Source organism: Rhizobium sp. Root1220 (assembly GCF_001426265.1).
Taxonomy (GTDB): domain Bacteria; phylum Pseudomonadota; class Alphaproteobacteria; order Rhizobiales; family Rhizobiaceae; genus Rhizobium.
Genome location: NZ_LMDG01000023.1, coordinates 381,798 through 398,857, shown reverse-complemented (window position 1 = coordinate 398,857; position 17,060 = coordinate 381,798). Strand labels below are relative to the sequence as shown.

Here is a 17,060-nt window from a genome sequence, read left to right as displayed (position 1 = left end):
TCGACGTCCTGCCGCGTTTACGGCGAAACAGGAGTGCTCGCCATGCGAATAAAACTCACAGTGCTGGCAGTCGCATATCTCGTCGTTAGCAGTCTTTTGTTGGCGACCGCCTACAAGCCGGGTGGTCCGATGACCACGCCGAAAACCGACAGGATAGCCGGATCCACCTTCCTTGCAGAGCGCTTCGCGGGATGATTGCTACCAGCGCGCTGCAGGTCGCTGCTGAAACACCTCGTGTCTCCGGCGCGGGCGCCGATGCTATGCCACCCGAATATCGTTCTGGACGGATTTGACACCCGTTACTGCCCGAGCGACCGCTGCCGCCCGTTCGACCTGAGCGACAGTCGCCACGACGCCTCCAAGTACGACGTTTCCTTCGCGTACAGTGACATCGAGATCAGAGGCATCAAGGCCGCCTGCCACGGCCAGCGCATTTGCGACGGCCTCCTCGAGAGCCGCGTGGTTGACGAACTCCACTTCGATTTCCGGCGTTTCGCCGAAGAACGTTGGCTGTTTGAAAATCATGGTGGCTTCCTCTCAACTTCTCTTTTAGAGAACGCCGCATCGCGAAGTTGGTTGCATGCGTCACCCGGCGACCAGCACATGCTGGCCCAACGATGCGAACGCCACTCCGCCGCATCGCACACTTGCCGCCCATATCAATCCCCTGTAGAGCCGGGGCGGGTACAAGAGTTTTGGCGAAATCACCATGATGACAGGCAATGCGCCCAGGCGCCTCAGTGTTTTTGGTTCAACGGGCTCGATCGGCCAGAATACGCTTGATGTCATCGGGCAGCTTGGCGGACGGGAGAATTACGAAGTCTCCGTTGTCACCGGCAACGAAAACGTCGAGCTCCTGGCGCACCAAGCAAGATTGGCCGGCGCGAAGCTCGCTGTAACCGCCAGCGACCGCATGTATGACGCGCTGAAGGCCGCGTTGTCAGGCAGCGACATTGCGGTCGCCGCCGGCGTTTCCGGACTTGCGGAAGCCGCTGATATCGAGGCGGACTGGGTAATGGCAGCCATCGTTGGCACCGCTGGACTGGCACCCACGCTGGCGGCGGCGCGCAGGGGGGCGACGATCGCGCTGGCGAACAAGGAATGCCTTGTTTCGGCGGGCGACCTCTTTGTCGACGCCGTGCGGGACGCAGGCGGCCGATTGATCCCCGTCGATAGCGAGCACAGCGCAATCTTCCAGTCGCTTGACGAAGATCAGCGGCACGCCGTCGAGCGTATCATCCTGACGGCGTCGGGTGGCCCCTTCCGGACATGGTCGCGAGCCGACATGGCGAACGTGACCGCCGCGACCGCACGGGCACACCCGAACTGGTCGATGGGCCTGAAGATTTCCATCGGCAGCGCATCGATGTTCAACAAGGCTCTGGAGATGATCGAGGCAAAGCACCTTTTCGGAGTTCGTCCAGATCAGATCGAAGTGATTGTCCATCCGCAATCGGTCGTCCACTCCATGGTCGGCTACACGGACGGATCGGTCATTGCGCAGCTCGGCAGCCCGGACATGCGCACCGCGATTGGCTACGCTTTGGATTACCCGCGCCGGCCGAAGCTGGACGTCGAGCGGCTGGATTTCGCAAAGCTCTCCCGCCTGGACTTCGAAGCCCCGGATGAAGACCGCTTCCCTGCTCTGAGACTGGCACGGACGGCGCTCGAGCGCGGCGGACTGCAGGGCGCCATCATGAACGCCGCTGAAGAGGTGGCGTTTCAGGCCTTTGTCGATGAGCGGATTGGATTCTTACAAATGGCCGACATCGCCGAGGCGATCATGGACAGGATGACCGGGGCAGGCGGGGCGAACACGATGGACGATGTGTTTGCCGCCGACGCAGAAGCCCGCGACCTTGCGGCGGAGTTGGTTTCCATCAAGGAAAAAGCCGCCTGACAGGAGAGCCCCGCAGACGGCTTTGTTGTACTCGAAGTGCTTGACCCTCAGGCGGCCAGATCGTCCGCTTCGCTTTCCTTGAACATCTTGGCGAGGTTGAGGAAGCAGATCATGCCGTTCTCCGAGGCGATGATGCCTTCGCAGAAGGCGCGATCGAACGATGCCGTCACTTCCGGCACCGGCTGCACCTGTCCCGATGCGATTGTCAGGATATCCGAAACCCGGTCGACCAGCATGCCGATGACCATGTTGTGGACTTCGGCAACGACGATGGCACTGCGTTCGTTTGCGACGGTGCTTTTCATGCCGAGCTTGAACGCGAGATCGATGATCGGGATCACCGAGCCGCGCAGGTTCATGACGCCGATGACGTCGGCCGGGGAATGCGGGATCGGCGTCGACGGTGCCCAGCCGCGGATCTCGCGAATGGTAGTCGTCTTAACGCAGAATTCCTGATCGTGCAGTCTGAAGGCAATGATCTCCAGCATATCGCCGCTGAAGCTCGTGGAATTGATCGTAGCCATTGGAATCGTCCCAACTGTCGAAAGCCAGGGCAGGAGCAACCGCGCCACCATTGGCGCGGATGGACTTTGCCTTCAAACCGCGCACGCCTTCGAAATTGGAAGAGCACTGATACGGTTAGCATCGACATTAGGGAAAGAGTGTTGCGCAATTCTAAATCGACGCCGAGATTTCTTGCCTGGTGTATATATGCCGGACCGGTCAGGCGATCGTCTTGCCGATCTGTTCCACCGCCCAATCGACCTGCTCCTTGGTGATGACCAGCGGTGGCGCAAGGCGGATGGTGTTCTCGTGCGTATCCTTGGCGAGCAGGCCGCGCTCCTTGAGCGAATAGCAATATTGCCTTGCACCACCGGCTTCCGGTTCCAGTTCGACCGCCATCATCAAGCCGCGACCGCGGACATCCTTGACGATGTTGGAGCGGATCGAGCGAAGACCTTCGAGGAAATAGTCGCCCATCCTGGCGGCATTTTCGATCATGCCTTCCTCGGTCAGCACTCTAAGTGCGGCCCGTGCCACCGCACAGGCGAGCGGATTGCCGCCGAAGGTCGAGCCGTGCTGACCAGGCTTCAGCACACCGAGCACCTCGGAATTGGAAAGCACGGCGGAGACTGGATAGAACCCCCCGGACAGCGCCTTGCCGATCAGCGTCACGTCCGCTTCTATGCCTTCATGCTCTTCGGCCAGTAATTTGCCGGTACGACCAAGGCCAGTCTGGATTTCGTCGAGAATCAGCGTGACGTTCTTTTCCGTGCAAAGTTCGCGCACGCGCTTGAAGTAGCCGACCGGCGGAATAACAACGCCGGCCTCGCCCTGGATAGGCTCGATCAGCGCAGCAACCGTGTTCTCGTTGATGGCAGCGGCGAAGGCATCCGCATCGCCGAAGGGCACGGTCCTGAAGCCTGGGGTGTAGGGGCCAAATCCGGTCCGTGCATCAGGGTCGGTGGAAAAGCTGATGATGCTGAGCGTCCGGCCGTGGAAATTGTCCGAGCAGACGATGATCTCGGCCTTGCCTTCCGGCACTCCCTTGACCTCGTAACCCCATTTGCGAACAGCCTTGATCGCCGTCTCGACGGCTTCTGCGCCGGAATTCATCGGCAGAATCTTGTGTGATCCTGTCAGTTCCGCCAGCTCCTCGTAGAGGTGCGCTAGTTGATCATTGCGGAAGGCGCGCGAAGTGAGCGTCAGCTTTCCGGCCTGCTCGACCATCGCCGCGAGAATCTTCGGGTGGCAATGGCCCTGGTTGACGGCGGAATACGCCGAGAGGCAGTCAAGATAACGATTGCCGTCGGTATCCCACACGTGGACACCCTCCCCCCGCGTCAGGACAACATCGAGTGGCTTGTAGTTGTGGGCGCCGAGACGCTGTTCGGTATCGATCAGGCTTGTTGAAATGCTCATTGTCGGCCCCTTTATGCAGCGCGTGTCGGACGGTCGAAGATACGGCGACCGAAGAGGCTTGCCGTCAGTTCCACGAGTATGCGGGCGCTTTTGCCGCGATCGTCGAGGAACGGGTTGAGTTCAACAAGATCAAGCGAAGAGACGAGGCCGCTGTCGCAGAGCATTTCCATAATGAGGTGAGCTTCACGGAAGGTCGCGCCGCCCGGGACGGTCGTGCCGACTCCGGGGGCGATGTCCGGGTCCAGAAAGTCGACGTCGAGACTGACATGCAACAGGCCATTGGCAGCAGTGATAACGCCGAGGATATGGCGCATCGTCGCCGCGACGCCTTGCTCGTCGAGCCAGCGCATGTCGTAGACGTTGACGCCATGCTCGGCGATCAGCTCGCGCTCGGGCGCGTCGACGGAGCGGATGCCAACCTGGAAGACATTGCGAGGATCGACCAAAGGACGATCCCTCGGCAGGATATCCGCGAGTTCGGCCTGGCCGCAGAAATAAGCGACGGGCATGCCGTGGATATTGCCGGAAGGCGAGGTGGAAGGAGTATTGAAGTCGGAATGTGCATCGAGCCAAAGGACGAACAGCGGTCGGCCTTTATGAGAGGCGTACCGCGCCATCCCCGAAACCGTTCCCATCGACAGGCTGTGGTCACCACCGAGGATCAGCGGAAAGCGGCCGGCTGCCGCGGCCTCGTAGACACCGGCCTCCAGCGCCCGGGTAAACGCGCCGATGATACGCAGATTGTGTGCCTTCGGATGGTTCGGCAGGTCGCGGGCCGGAACGACATTCACGTCGCCGGCATCGAGCACATCGTGGCCAAGATCGATCAGCGTCTGGTCGACACCGGCGATGCGCAGGGCGGCTGGCCCCATGGCAGCGCCCCTTCGGCCCGATCCCTCCTCGAGCTCTGCGCCGATAAGGGTGATCGATCTCGGATGTGCCTGCATTTTTTTCTCCCGCTCAAGTACGTCGGGATGCATATTGAAGCATCGCCGCGCCGGCAAAAAGATGAAAAAATGTCAGTAATGATCCATCATTTAGCAGTTTGCTAATTCCGATTTTGCAAAGTGACAGCCATGGACGATCTTGACCAGGAAATTCTGAGCGCACTGCGTCACAATGCACGCACACCGGTCTCTTCGCTGGCGGCGATGACCGGAGCATCGCGCGCGACCGTCGCTGCGCGAATCGAGCGGCTCGTCGCCAATGGCACCATCGCGGCGTTCACCATCCGGACCGGTCATGAGACCCGCGCCGCCGGCGTCCGGGCCATTGTCATGATCGAGGTTCTCGGCAAGCTTGCGGACAAGGTCGCGGACCACCTTCGTGGCTTGCCGCAGGTGCGCGCCCTGCACAGCACCAACGGTAAATGGGATTTCGTCGCCGAACTGGAGGATCGTGACCTCGTCTCCTTCGACGAAACACTTCGCCGCATACGGCTCATCAACGGCATCAACTCGACCGAGACCAACATCCTGCTGAAAACCCGCAAGACGGGCTTCTAGTATTCGCGTTCGTAGATGATGCCGGCCTCGCCTTCGCCGTCCCCGCCGGCGGCACCCCGCAGCTTGACGCCGCGTCCGACGTCGAGATTGATCACCGCCTTGGCTCCGTTACCAGTGCGTCCACCGCTGCTTTGCTGCAGCTCGAAGTAGGTCCTATCGTTGAGATAGCGACCGACGCTGACGTTTGTCTGACCGTTGGCGCCGGTGCTGATGTCGAGATTGTCAACGCCAAGCTGGTTGCGCAGCCCCTCGAACAGCGAGCCGGAACGCCCACCCGCAAGTTGGCTGACAGCATCGGCAAGTTGAGCAATCTGCAACGGCGACAGCCTGGACATGGATTGCCCGAAAATCAGCTGCGCAAGCACCTCGTCCTGCGGCAGGGCGGGAGAGGACGAGAAGGTGATGGCGGGGTCCGTTGCAAGACCCGCGACGTTGACCGTCAGCGTCGTGGACCCCGACGTCGAACTGGCATGCATGTCGAGCGCCGGCGTCAGATCGCCGGCGAAAGTGATGCGGCTCTTGTCGGAGAAATCAAGTCGACGGTTGAGGATCGTCAATCGCCCCCGCCGCATGGTGAAGCCGCCGGAAACGACTGGCACCGCTGCCGTTCCCCGCACGGTCAGGTTGCCGCCGAGCTCGGCGTCGATGCCGCGGCCACGCACGAAGATCTGTGATGGAGCCTCAAGCTGCAAGTCGAGATTGATGGTATTCGACTTCGCACGCGCACCGTGTTGCGTCTCGTCTCGCAATTGCGCCAGAACAGCCTTCGGTGCGTTGATGTGCCTGATATCGATTTCGCGTAACGAGGTCGGCAGTTTTTCCGGCACGGTGATCGAAGCCCTCTCCAGCCGTAGACGACCGCCAAGGGTCGGCGTGGCAAGAAGCGGACCCCGCACGGTGATCGCACCGTTCACCGTCGCCACGACCAGCGCGCCGTCGACATAAACGGCGTTGTCCAGCCTTGCCTCGATGTTAGCCGGAAAGTTCGAGGCAGGCTGAATGCCGACACTGCCGGTCACCGAAATACTGCCGCCGCTGGCGAACTGGCCGGTGAGCCGTGAGATCACCGCCTCCCGCCCGTTGAACCGGATGTCCGCTGCCAGATTGTTGAGCGCGAGATTGCGACGGACGTCGACCACCCTTGCACCATTGGTCGCGACAGTACCGTTGATCAGTGGGGCCGCCGCGGTTCCGCCGATCTGCAGATTGAAGTTGGCCGTACCATCTGCGACGAAGCCCTGCGCTGCCAGTTGTGTGCCGAGGACCGCGAAAGGCAGGTTGCCGGCAAAACGCAAATCCAACGCGCGGTTCCCGGCAATGGTGACGCTGCCGCCGCCTCTCAACGAGAGACCGGCATCGCCGGTAACGGTCGTGTCGATGGTCAACCTGTCTCCGGCGAGCTTCCCGCTGGCGGCGACCGCGAAGGGAGACAGTCCGGCGCTCCTCGTATGGCTGGTGGCGGCACCTCGCCAATCGAGATTGAAATCGACGGCCGGGCGAGGCAATCTGCCGGAAGCACTGACCGAGCCGGACATGTTGCCTTCAGCCGCCAACCCGGGCACGAAGGCGTTTGCAAGACCTGCCGGCAAATTGGATATGTCGGCCTTGACGACGAGTGAGTTGGCATTCGGCCCGGCGACCACGAAATTGCCGCCGGCCTTCAACGACACGCCGCCGCCGCTCAGATTGGCGTTGAAGTCGAGGTTGTTGTTTGCGAACCTGCCGGTGGCCGCGGCGGCTAGCGGTCCAAGTCGGGACGCCCTCGTCTGGGAGGTCGCCGCGTTTCTCCAATCCAGCTTGAAATCAACAACCGGACTGGTGGCGGTTCCCGTCGTCTTCGCCGTACCGGATATAGTCCCTTCCGCGCCGAGGTTCGGGACGAAGCCATTCGCAAGGCTTGCGGGCAAATTTGCGATGTCGGCATCGACGGAGAGGCCCTGGATACTACCGCCCTGCAGCGCAGCAGTCCCCCTGGCTTTCAAGAGCGATCCGCGGTCCCCACCGAGGTTGGCATCGAACTCTATCTTATTGTCAGCAAACCGACCGCTTGCGTCGAGGCTCAAAGCCGAAAGCCCCGCACTCCTCGTCTGGCGGGTTGCCGCGTTTCTCCAGTTCAGCCTAAAATCGACCGCGGGAAGCGGAAGCGTACCGGACGCCGTTGCCGTTCCGGAAATCGTTCCTGCCGCATCCAGGTCCGGAACGAAGCTGTTTACCAGGGCGGCCGGCAGGTTGCTAAGCGCCGCGTTGGCCTGCAGGCTGCGTATGGTAGCGCCTTCCAGGGCAACCTCGCCCGTTGCCTTCAGTGTCGCACCGTCACCGCCGCTGAGATCCGCCTCGAAGTCGAGCCTGTTATCACCAAGCGTCCCCGTGGCCTGCAGCGCCATGGGCGCGATGCGCGCCGCTTTCGTCTGCTTGGTCGCAAGGTCCGTCCAGGCGAGATCGAAGTTCGCCTTCGGTTGCAGCAGCGTTCCGGACGCCGTTGCCGTTCCCGATATCAGGCCACTTGCACCTAGATCGGGGAGGAAGGCGTTGGCGAGGCTCGCCGGGACGTTTGTTATCCTTGCGTCGGCCGTGAGATCCCGGATCGCCGTACCGGCCAGCGAAACGTTGCCCTTGGCCGTCAGCGCCATGCCGCCGCTTGCTGCAAGCCCCGTGTCGAACTCCAGATTTCCGTCAGAGAATCTCCCGCTCGCGTTGAGCCGGAGACCGGTGAGGCCGGCCGCCTTTGTCTGGCTGGTCGCCGCCTTCGCCCAGTCAAGATCGAAGTTTGCGGACAGCGTCGGCAGTTTGCCGGCAGCGGAAATCGAACCGGAGATCATACCCTCCGCAGCAAGACCCGGCACGAAGGCGTTGGCGACTGCTGCCGGAATATTCGCAAGTTGACCGTCGAGTTTCAGCGTTTCGGCGTCGGGGCCGGCCACGACAAAATTGCCCTCTGCTTTCAGCGAAAGCCCCCCTTTGCCACGGGCGTCTGCGCTAAAGTCGAGGACGTTGTTTTCCAGTTTGCCGCTTGCCGTCAGGCCTAGCGACGCGATTTTTGCGGCTTTCGTCTGGCTGGTTGCCGCGTCCTTCCAGTTCAGTTTGAAGTCAAGCGCGGGAGCGGGAAGCTTTCCCGAGGCGTTGAGGCGGCCCGAGATCGAACCCTCGGCAGCAAGGTCCGGCACGAAGGCGTTCGCCAGCCCGGCCGGGATGTTGACGATGTCGGTGTTGATATTCAGGGATTGCGCATTCGATCCGGCTGTTGCGAAATCACCGCTGGCCTTTAGCGACACGCCGCCCTTGCCGATGGCATCGGCTTTGAAAGTCAGCTTGTTGTCGGCAAACTTTCCATCGGCTCCGATTGTCAGAGATGAAAGGCCCGCAGCCTTGGTCTGGCTGGTTGCCGCATCTTTCCAGTCGAGCTTGAAGGTGGCAACCGGCGCGGTTGGCGTTCCGGTGACCGAAACCGTGCCGGATACCGTCCCGCCGGCATCAAGCTTGGGGACGAAGCTGTTTGCCAGGGAAGCAGGCAGCTGTTTTATGTCCGCATCGATGTTCAGTGTTTCTCCAGCCGAGCCTCTCACGCTCACAGAACCGTCGCCGGTCTTGAGGCTCAGGCCGCTCAAGGTAACCGTGCCGCCACTCATCGTTATTTCGGACGCGGAGGATAATTCTACCGGGATGCCGCGCGGCCTTGCAGAGAACCTCTCGAGCCGAAGCAAAGTCGTGCCGGCGTTCACCTCCACGTTGCCGGAAGCGACAAGCGGACTGCCGTCATAACCAGCGTCGAGATTGAAGTTCGTGCGGTTCAGCTGTTGCGTGAAATTGAGCGCCAGCCTTTCCACCGTGTTGGTGCCGGACGCCAACTTCTCGGCCTTGATGGCGCCCGTGGCTGCGAACGCCCGGAGATTGCTCACCGTGACGTCGACTTCTGGTCGGACAATTGAGAAGGTATCGCGCTTCAGCCCGCTGCCGCCGGCGGCCACCTTGAGTGCAATCTTGCCCGCATCGTTCGCTATGTCGATCGAGCCTTTCAGGTCACCCTCGGCTTGCTGTCCGGCGAGCGCTGCCAGAAGTCCGATGTCCGGGAAATCGAAAGTGAGTGCACCGGTCGGCTCGAAGGCTTTCGACAGCTCGACATGGCCGGTCAAGCGGTTGTTGCCGACATCTGCAGCGATCGACGGAAGCAGCGTCTTGCCGTCCAGCGATTGGATGTCGGTGCTGACGTTGATCGGCTGGCCATCGATGGCGCCCTTGGCGGTGACCTCGCCCCGTGGCGAGTTGCGATCCGCCGAACCGGAAAGGGTGACGTCAAGGTCGCTCACGCGCCGACCCGCCATGCTGAGAGACGGCGCGGTTATGTTTGCGGCAACAGCCGGAGCGGCGAGGTCACCCTTGGCACTCAGCTTGTAACTGACCTCGCCCGACGCATTTTCGAGCAACTTCGCGATATCCGGAATGCGGCCGGCGAGGGTTGCATCGACCGTATTTTCATCCAGCACCAAACCGCCGAGGGCTTCGATCGTGCTCGACTTGACGGAGAGGTTCGACAGATTGAATTTCGACGGGACTATCCCGGTGACCTGGCTCTCGACAACGATCGGCGAATCGAAATGCGTTGCGACTGCTGGCGGCAGGGCGGACGGTGCAACAGTCAGCTTGATGTTGCCCGTCACGGCAGCGGCGCTCAGCTTGTAGGAGCCGTTGAGGTCGGCGTTTGCCGACTCACTTTCGATTGTCGTGCCGTTGAAGCCCAGCGCGTCTGGCGAAATCTGAAGCGGCACTGCAATCGTGACCGGCCCCTGGATCGCCCGATTGATATCGGGATTGACGAACGTCATGTCGCCGGCAACGAGCCGTATCTGCACGGCGCCCGATCGGCCGGCAAGATTGAAATTGTCACTCTTTGCGGTGAGCTTGACGTTGCCGATCGTCGTTTGCGGCAGCGTGGCTGTGTCGACCGAGGCGCTAATATTGAGGCGCGAGGCCTTCGCGTCTCCGGTCAGCGCGAGGTTCACCCCCGAGATCAGGAAGCGGGCTTCGCCGTCAGCCAGAGGCCAGCGGAAATCGACGGGTCCCGACGTTCCGAGAAGATTGGCGTTGAGGCTGTTGTTGCCTTTGGGATCCAGCGTGCCGGATGCTGCAACCACGACAGAGCCGGTTGCCAGATTTCCGGTCTGGATGTCGATCTTGCCTTTGTTGTCGAACGCAGCGGCGAGATCGATGGTCGTCTGTCCTGCGAAGAGCGGACGGAAGGCCGCCGGAAGCAGCGAGCTCAAGTCACCGCCGCCCTTGAGGTCAAGGTGATGCAGGCCGTCCCGCGATAGCGTATGGCGCGCTTCGATCGACGCCCGCTGCTGGCCATCAAGCGCCGCCTGCAGCTTTCCCCTCCAGTCGGAAATCGGCCCGTCGCCTGACAGGCTTATTTCCATCGCGGGACTGCCAGGCAGGGCCAGCAGACCTGCAAGCAGGCCACCCTTCGGCTCCGTGAGTTTCGCCTGTAGGCGCAGCTGGTTCCGATCCGGCAGGAAGGCGATATCGGCGGTCAGCCTGGCATCCGGCACGTCATGCCGATTGATGCTGATCGCCGCGTTGCCGCCTTCGTTGTCGGCGCGCATGCTGCCGTCAGCCGCGAGTGTGAAAGCGCGGCCGATCAGCGGCTGGGCCAGGCTTATTTCCGGTAGAGCGATGCTGTCGATGTCGATCTTCACCGGCAACGAAAAGCCACCCCCATCGTTGGCGTCCGGTCGCGACGGCAAGGTGCGGACGGGCCTTCTCAAAACATGGATCGCCGCCGCCTCGACGCGCTTTGCATGAAAAGTGCCGGTCAGCAGCGCCAGCGGGTTCCAGTTGACGGAGAGGCCGTCGATTTGGGCAAAAATCCCCTTGGTATCGGAAAGCACGATCTGGCTCGCGCGCAGGCCACCGGTCAGCAACCCTTGGGGATCCAGAACCCTGATCGTCATGTCGCGGTTGGAGATGATCGAAGCGACCCTATCCGTGACAATGCGCGCGCCGAAGGACGTGAAGCCGAACACGCCGAGGGCGATGGCAAGGAGGATCAGAACGACACCGGCTGAATAGCCGAACAGTCGTATGATCCAGGTCACGATTCTCGTTAGCGTTTGCATAGACTCGGACACTACTCCGTTAAGGTGACCGCTCGCGGCGCCGAGAAGGCTGCGGGCTTCACATGTTTAGAACGATTGTCCGATACCGGCATAGATGCCGAAGCTCGTCCCATCCTCGTACTTGTTGAGAGGCACAGCGAAATCAAGCCGCAGCGGACCAAACGGCGTCGCATAGCGAATGCCGATGCCCGCGCCGGCACGTATATCGGAAAAATCGGGCGCAAGATCGGCGGAAACCGTACCGACGTCGATAAACGGCACCACACCGATCGTGTCGGTGACCTTCACGCGGGTTTCAAAAGACCCGATGACATAGGACGCGCCGCCGGTTTCCCTGTTTTCGGCATTGCGGGGAGAGATTTCCTGATAGCCGTAGCCCCTTACCGAACCGCCGCCGCCCGCAAAGAAGCGACGGGTAGCCGGGATATTCGCCAGATCGTCCGCGCCAACGAGAAAACCGGCCGAAAGCCTGCCGGCGAGAACGATACGATCCTCGGTCCCCAAGCCTTTGTAACCCGAGATGGCGCCTTCGAAGCCAGAGAAGAACGTGCCGTTGAAGGCCTCGTAGCTCGGCGTTGCCTTAAGCATGGCGCGATAGCCCTCGGTGGGGTCGAGCTTGCTGTCGCGCGCGTCGCGATCATACTGAAGAGGCAGCGCAAAGGTCAGGTAGGTATTCTTGCCGAAGGCGTCATCGTCCTTCTCCCAGCTCACCTCGCCGGCGCCGGTGATCGTGTCCTGGTCGCTCAGTTCGTACGACAGGCCGAGTGAAGCGGTCACCAGCTTTGCGTTATAGGCATCCGGGTTCTCGGTCTTTGCCAGGAGGCTTGCCGTCAGCGTCGCCGATGGAAAGAACGCGCCGGGCTTTGTGAAGATGATGCCAGTCGAATAGTCGAGATCGCCGACATCGGTCGCCTGTCCGATCCTGCCGACCGAACCTTCAATGCGCAAGGATTCCGCTTCGCCGAACAGGTTGCGGTGCCCCCAGTAGCCATTCAGGCCGAATCCGTCGATCGTGGAATATTGCGCCCCGACGCCAAAATAGCGACGCTTGCCTTCGGACACCTCGATGGTCATCGGTATGGTTCCGTCGGCCGCCAGCGTGTCGGCCTCGTTGATGGACACGCTCGAAAACACGCCCAGGGCCCGCAGGCGATCGCCCGCTTTCCTCAATGCTTCCGGCGAATATCGATCGCCTTTGTTAAGGCGCGAGTAGCGCTGGATAAAACTCGACCGTACAGTTTTTTCGCCGGTTACGGCGACGTCACCAAGCGGGGCAACCGGACCGCCGTCTGCGGCCAGCACTACATTGACGGTATCGGTCCGGTGATCGGCGATCACCTCGCGCTTCGTCAGCTTGGCAAGAGGGCGGCCTTCGTTCTTCAGTTGCTCGACGATCTTGTCACCGGCCTTGATGATCGTCAGCGAGCCGGCCCTTGCACCGGGCGACAGATCGTAGTCCGCCGGATTGCGGTTCGCCGCGTCACCGCCGAACTGAACCTCATGAACCTTGAAGACGGGGCCGGCTGCGACATTGACCGTCACCGGGACGGGCCGCGAGCGGTTGAAAGTCGGATTCGGTGGAAGACTGTCGATGTCCGTGCCATCGACCGTGATCGTCACCACGCCGCCGTAGCGAGCCTTCTCGTAGAGAGCGGCAATCAGGCGGTCACGGTCATCCCTCGCCTTGATGACGACGCCGAGATCGCCGGACACCGGGCGGTCCTTGTCGCCCACGAGGCGGGAACTGTTTTCAAGGGCTTCCTTGAGATCCGGGTCGGCCGCATCGGTGTTCAGCGTGACGACGTAGCGCACTGGATCAGGCACCTGGTCAGCCGAGTCGTCGTCCTTGCCGAAGATTGTCATGCCGAAGAGCTTGAACGCAAATGCATCGCTGACAAGGGCCGGCGACAACGCAGTCGCTGCTGCGACTATCATCATCGAGCCTGCTCGCCGATACGCAATACCCGTTTTCGGTGCCCTGCCTCTGATCTGCATCCGCCGCTTTTTGTCTACTTGGAATTCCGCTTTGCGCCCCCCGGCCGGCGGCAACCTTAGCGGCAAAATTCCTTGTAGTGTACCGTTTTAAATCGCTTGATTGCTCAATTCGAAGAAAAAAGCAAAAAATCCCGGGCTTAAACCCGGGATCTGTCGTGTGCCAGGCGTGGGATCAATAACCGCCGCGGCAATCGTCGATATAGCGGCGGCCATACCGATCACGGTAGTAGCACTGGCCGGGCTGCTCGGCGACGCGGCCGATTACCGCGCCCGACACGCCACCGATAGCAGCACCAACTGCGGCACCTCGAACGTCCCCGGTCACCACGCCACCAATAATGGCGCCGGATGCCGCACCGATACCCGCCCCCTGCTGGGTCGGCGTGCAGCTTGCGATCGATAGGCCAATAACGGCGAGTGCAATAATCTTCTTCATCAATAGCTCCTAGGTTGGTCGCCCTGAGGGCGGTGGCCGTCCCTGATTCTTATATTTTCGTTAGGCTAGCCCACAAACTATGGCGCAAAAAGGGGCAATCCACCGCTTTTGTCCGGTTTTGACCGTGGCAATGAACGAAATTGGGATCGGAAACACGGCGGCAAAAGCGCTTTGCCAACACGGCGAATTTAACGGACCGCCCTAAAGTAGTGGTTGATCGCAAAGCGAAAACATCAAATGATGCCGGTCGTGCCTGGAGGAGGCACGAGGAGGAAATCATGGCGAAAGTGAAACTGACGGTGAATGGCCGCGCGGTGAGCGGTGACTGTGAAGAGCGCACGCTTCTTGTCCACTTCATTCGTGAAAAACTTGGCCTGACCGGCACGCACGTCGGTTGCGATACGAGCCAATGCGGCACCTGCGTCGTTCATATGGATGGCCGATCGGTCAAGAGCTGCACCATCCTTGCCGTTCAGGCTTCCGGCGCGTCGGTCACGACCATCGAGGGACTTGCCGTCAACGGCGAACTTCACCCGGTTCAGGCCGCCTTCAAGGAACATCACGGTTTGCAGTGCGGCTTCTGCACGCCCGGCATGGTGATGACCGCCGTCGACATGATCGGTCGCCATGGCGGTCATCTGGACGAGCAGACGGTTCGACACGAGCTCGAAGGCAATATCTGTCGGTGCACCGGCTACCACAACATCGTCAAGGCCGTGCTGTCCGCCAATGAACAGATGCACGGCACGGTGAAGCAGGCAGCCGAATAGTTCTCAGGAATTGTCTGGCTGACGCCGAACACTTTTGGCGGAATGCCAGGCCCGAAACCCCATTGGGAGGACATCATGGGTGTTGAAGGAATTGGTGCACGCGTCGCGCGCAAGGAAGACAAGCGGTTCCTGACCGGCAAGGGTCGCTACACGGACGACATGGTCGTGCCGGGCATGAAATTCGCTTTCTTCATCCGCAGCCCACATGCTCATGCAAAGATCAAAGGCATTGACGCAGCCTCGGCCAAGGCGATGCCGGGTGTTATTGACGTGCTGGATGGCAAGCAGCTGCTCGCCGACGGGATCGGCAACCTCATTTGCGGCTGGATGATCCATTCGAAAGACGGCTCGCCGATGAACATGGGCGCATGGCGCCCGCTGGCGGTCGATACCGTGCGATATGTCGGCGATGCAGTTGCCATCGTCGTGGCCGATTCGCTGGCCGAGGCGCGAGATGCGGCCGAAGCCGTTGTGGTGGACTACCAGGAGCTGACGGCGGTGGTCGAGGCGGTCGACGCGCTGAAGTCCGGAGCACCACAGATCCATCCGGAAGCTACCGGAAACCTGATCTTCGACTGGCAGCTCGGCGATCCCGCGGCCACCGAAAAGGCACTCTCGGAAGCCACCCATATCACGGAAATAGAGCTACACAACAACCGCCTCTCGCCCAATCCCATGGAACCGCGCGCCGCGCTCGGCATCTATGATTCAGCCGAGGATCACTATACCTGCTACACGACCAGCCAGAACCCACATGTTGCCCGGCTGGTGATGAGCGCTTTCTACAACGTCGCGCCGGAGAACAAGCTGCGGGTTATCGCCCCTGATGTCGGCGGTGGCTTCGGGTCGAAGATCTATATCTATCCGGAAGAGATCGTCTGTCTCTGGGCTTCCAAGAAAACCGGAGTTCCGGTCAAATGGAACTCGGACCGGACCGAGGCATTCCTTACCGATGCACATGGCCGCGATCACGTCTCGAAAGTGAAGATGGCCTTTGACAAGGACCATCGCATCATCGGTTTGCACGTCGATACCATCGCCAATCTCGGCGCCTATATGTCGCTGTTTTCGTCGGCGGTGCCGACCTATCTCTATGCGACATTGCTGTCCGGGCAGTATGACATTCCGGCGATCCACGCCAATGTTCGCACCGTCTACACCAATACGGCACCGGTCGATGCCTATCGCGGCGCCGGACGTCCGGAAGCGACCTACCTGCTTGAACGCACCATGGAGACGGCGGCGCGCGAGCTCGGCATTTCGCCCGCGGAACTGCGGCGGAAGAATTTCATTCGCTCCTTCCCGCATCAGACGCCGGTCATCATGAATTACGATGCAGGCGACTATGAAGCATCGCTCAACGCCGCGATGCAGACCTCCGATTGGAACGGCTTTGCCGGTCGGAAGGCGGAAGCGGCCGGGCGCGGCAAGAAACGCGGTATCGGCATGAGTTGCTATATCGAGGCTTGCGGCATCGCGCCATCGCAGGCGGTCGGCTCGCTCGGTGCCGGCGTCGGTCTCTGGGAATCGGCAGAGGTGCGCGTCAATGCCGTCGGCACCATCGAGGTGCTCACCGGCTCTCACAGCCATGGACAGGGCCACGAGACGACCTTCGCACAGCTCGTATCCGATCGCCTTGGTGTATCGATCGACAGCGTTTCAATCGTCCATGGCGACACCGACAAGGTTCAGATGGGCATGGGCACCTATGGCTCGCGCTCCGGTGCGGTCGGCATGTCGGCGATCGTCAAGGCACTCGACAAGGTCGAGGCCAAGGCGAAGAAGATCGCGGCCCATCTGATGGAAGCGGACGAGAGCGATATCGTCATCGAGAATGGTGAGGTAAAGGTGGCGGGCACCGACAAGATGTTGCCCTGGTTTCAGGTCGCACTTGCCGCTTACACGGCCCACAATCTGCCCGGCGGCATGGAACCCGGCCTTAAGGAAACGGCCTTCTACGATCCGTCCAACTTCACCTTCCCGGCCGGCTGCTACATCTGCGAAGTCGAAGTCGATCCCGAAACGGGCAAGACCGACATCATCCAGTTCGTTGCCGCCGACGATTTCGGCAATATCATCAATCCGATGATCGTCGAGGGACAGGTGCATGGCGGCATCGCGCAGGGCATCGGCCAGGCATTGCTCGAAGCCGTGCACTATGACGAAAACGGTCAACTTCTCACTGCGAGCTTCATGGACTACGCCATGCCCCGGGCCGACGATCTACCGTCGTTCCAGGTGTCGCATCAGGTCACGCCGTCCCCGAGTAATCCGCTCGGCATCAAGGGGTGCGGCGAGGCAGGCGCCATCGGCTCGCCGCCGGCGCTGATCAACGCGATCACAGATGCGATCGGCAACAACATGCTCACCATGCCCGCCACGCCGCAGAAGGTGTGGATGGCGGCGCGTGCGGTTCATTGA

At 61.1% G+C, this 17,060-nt stretch carries 12 protein-coding genes; 5 read left to right on the top strand and 7 right to left on the bottom strand.

Features of this window, described 5'->3' with window-relative positions:
* The first annotated feature begins 42 nt into the window (after positions 1-42).
* The gene (locus ASC90_RS29410; protein ID WP_200950914.1) at positions 43-195 is read left to right on the top strand and encodes a hypothetical protein; all 153 of its coding nucleotides are present in this window, start codon (positions 43-45) and stop codon (positions 193-195) included.
* A gap of 63 nt (positions 196-258) precedes the next feature.
* Here ASC90_RS29410 and ASC90_RS16240 read toward each other — a convergent pair whose 3' ends face one another.
* The gene (locus ASC90_RS16240) at positions 259-525 is read right to left on the bottom strand and encodes a BON domain-containing protein (RefSeq protein WP_056542359.1); all 267 of its coding nucleotides are present in this window, start codon (positions 523-525) and stop codon (positions 259-261) included.
* Between the two features lie 184 nt (positions 526-709).
* Here ASC90_RS16240 and dxr point away from each other — a divergent pair, with 184 nt between their 5' ends.
* The gene (gene dxr / locus ASC90_RS16235) at positions 710-1,900 is read left to right on the top strand and encodes a 1-deoxy-D-xylulose-5-phosphate reductoisomerase (RefSeq protein WP_056542357.1); all 1,191 of its coding nucleotides are present in this window, start codon (positions 710-712) and stop codon (positions 1,898-1,900) included.
* 47 nt (positions 1,901-1,947) lie between these two features.
* On the opposite strand, the gene ASC90_RS16230 is transcribed toward dxr, so the two are convergent.
* From ASC90_RS16230 to rocF, 3 genes are all read right to left on the bottom strand, one after another.
* On the bottom strand, positions 1,948-2,424 hold the full coding sequence (locus tag ASC90_RS16230; protein WP_056542673.1) for a chemotaxis protein CheW: 477 nt from the start codon (positions 2,422-2,424) through the stop codon (positions 1,948-1,950).
* A 199-nt stretch (positions 2,425-2,623) separates the two neighbouring features.
* Positions 2,624-3,823 carry an ornithine--oxo-acid transaminase gene (rocD, locus tag ASC90_RS16225; protein WP_056542354.1) on the bottom strand — a complete coding sequence of 400 codons (1,200 nt, stop codon included), beginning with the start codon at positions 3,821-3,823 and terminating at the stop codon, positions 2,624-2,626.
* An 11-nt stretch (positions 3,824-3,834) separates the two neighbouring features.
* Positions 3,835-4,770, bottom strand: coding sequence for an arginase (gene rocF, locus ASC90_RS16220; RefSeq protein ID WP_056542353.1), 936 nt, complete (start codon positions 4,768-4,770; stop codon positions 3,835-3,837).
* 129 nt (positions 4,771-4,899) lie between these two features.
* On the opposite strand from rocF, the gene ASC90_RS16215 reads away from it, so the two are divergent.
* Positions 4,900-5,328 (top strand): Lrp/AsnC family transcriptional regulator, encoded by a 429-nt coding sequence (locus ASC90_RS16215; protein WP_056542351.1) that lies wholly within the window; start codon positions 4,900-4,902, stop codon positions 5,326-5,328.
* Here ASC90_RS16215 and ASC90_RS16210 read toward each other — a convergent pair.
* The 3 genes from ASC90_RS16210 to ASC90_RS16200 all read right to left on the bottom strand — a co-directional run bounded on the left by ASC90_RS16210 (position 5,325) and on the right by ASC90_RS16200 (position 13,869).
* The gene (locus tag ASC90_RS16210; protein WP_200950913.1) at positions 5,325-11,438 is read right to left on the bottom strand and encodes a translocation/assembly module TamB domain-containing protein; all 6,114 of its coding nucleotides are present in this window, start codon (positions 11,436-11,438) and stop codon (positions 5,325-5,327) included. The two genes, ASC90_RS16215 and ASC90_RS16210, sit on opposite strands and share 4 nt — an antisense overlap.
* A gap of 66 nt (positions 11,439-11,504) precedes the next feature.
* Positions 11,505-13,433, bottom strand: a complete 1,929-nt coding sequence (locus ASC90_RS16205) for an autotransporter assembly complex family protein (protein ID WP_200950912.1) — start codon at positions 13,431-13,433, stop codon at positions 11,505-11,507.
* 172 nt (positions 13,434-13,605) lie between these two features.
* The gene (locus ASC90_RS16200; protein ID WP_056542345.1) at positions 13,606-13,869 is read right to left on the bottom strand and encodes a glycine zipper domain-containing protein; all 264 of its coding nucleotides are present in this window, start codon (positions 13,867-13,869) and stop codon (positions 13,606-13,608) included.
* A gap of 278 nt (positions 13,870-14,147) precedes the next feature.
* On the opposite strand from ASC90_RS16200, the gene ASC90_RS16195 reads away from it, so the two are divergent.
* Both ASC90_RS16195 and ASC90_RS16190 read left to right on the top strand, forming a co-directional pair.
* Positions 14,148-14,639 (top strand): (2Fe-2S)-binding protein, encoded by a 492-nt coding sequence (locus ASC90_RS16195; RefSeq protein ID WP_056542343.1) that lies wholly within the window; start codon positions 14,148-14,150, stop codon positions 14,637-14,639.
* Between the two features lie 75 nt (positions 14,640-14,714).
* Positions 14,715-17,060: a xanthine dehydrogenase family protein molybdopterin-binding subunit gene (locus tag ASC90_RS16190; protein WP_056542339.1), complete on the top strand. Its 2,346-nt coding sequence runs from the start codon at positions 14,715-14,717 to the stop codon at positions 17,058-17,060.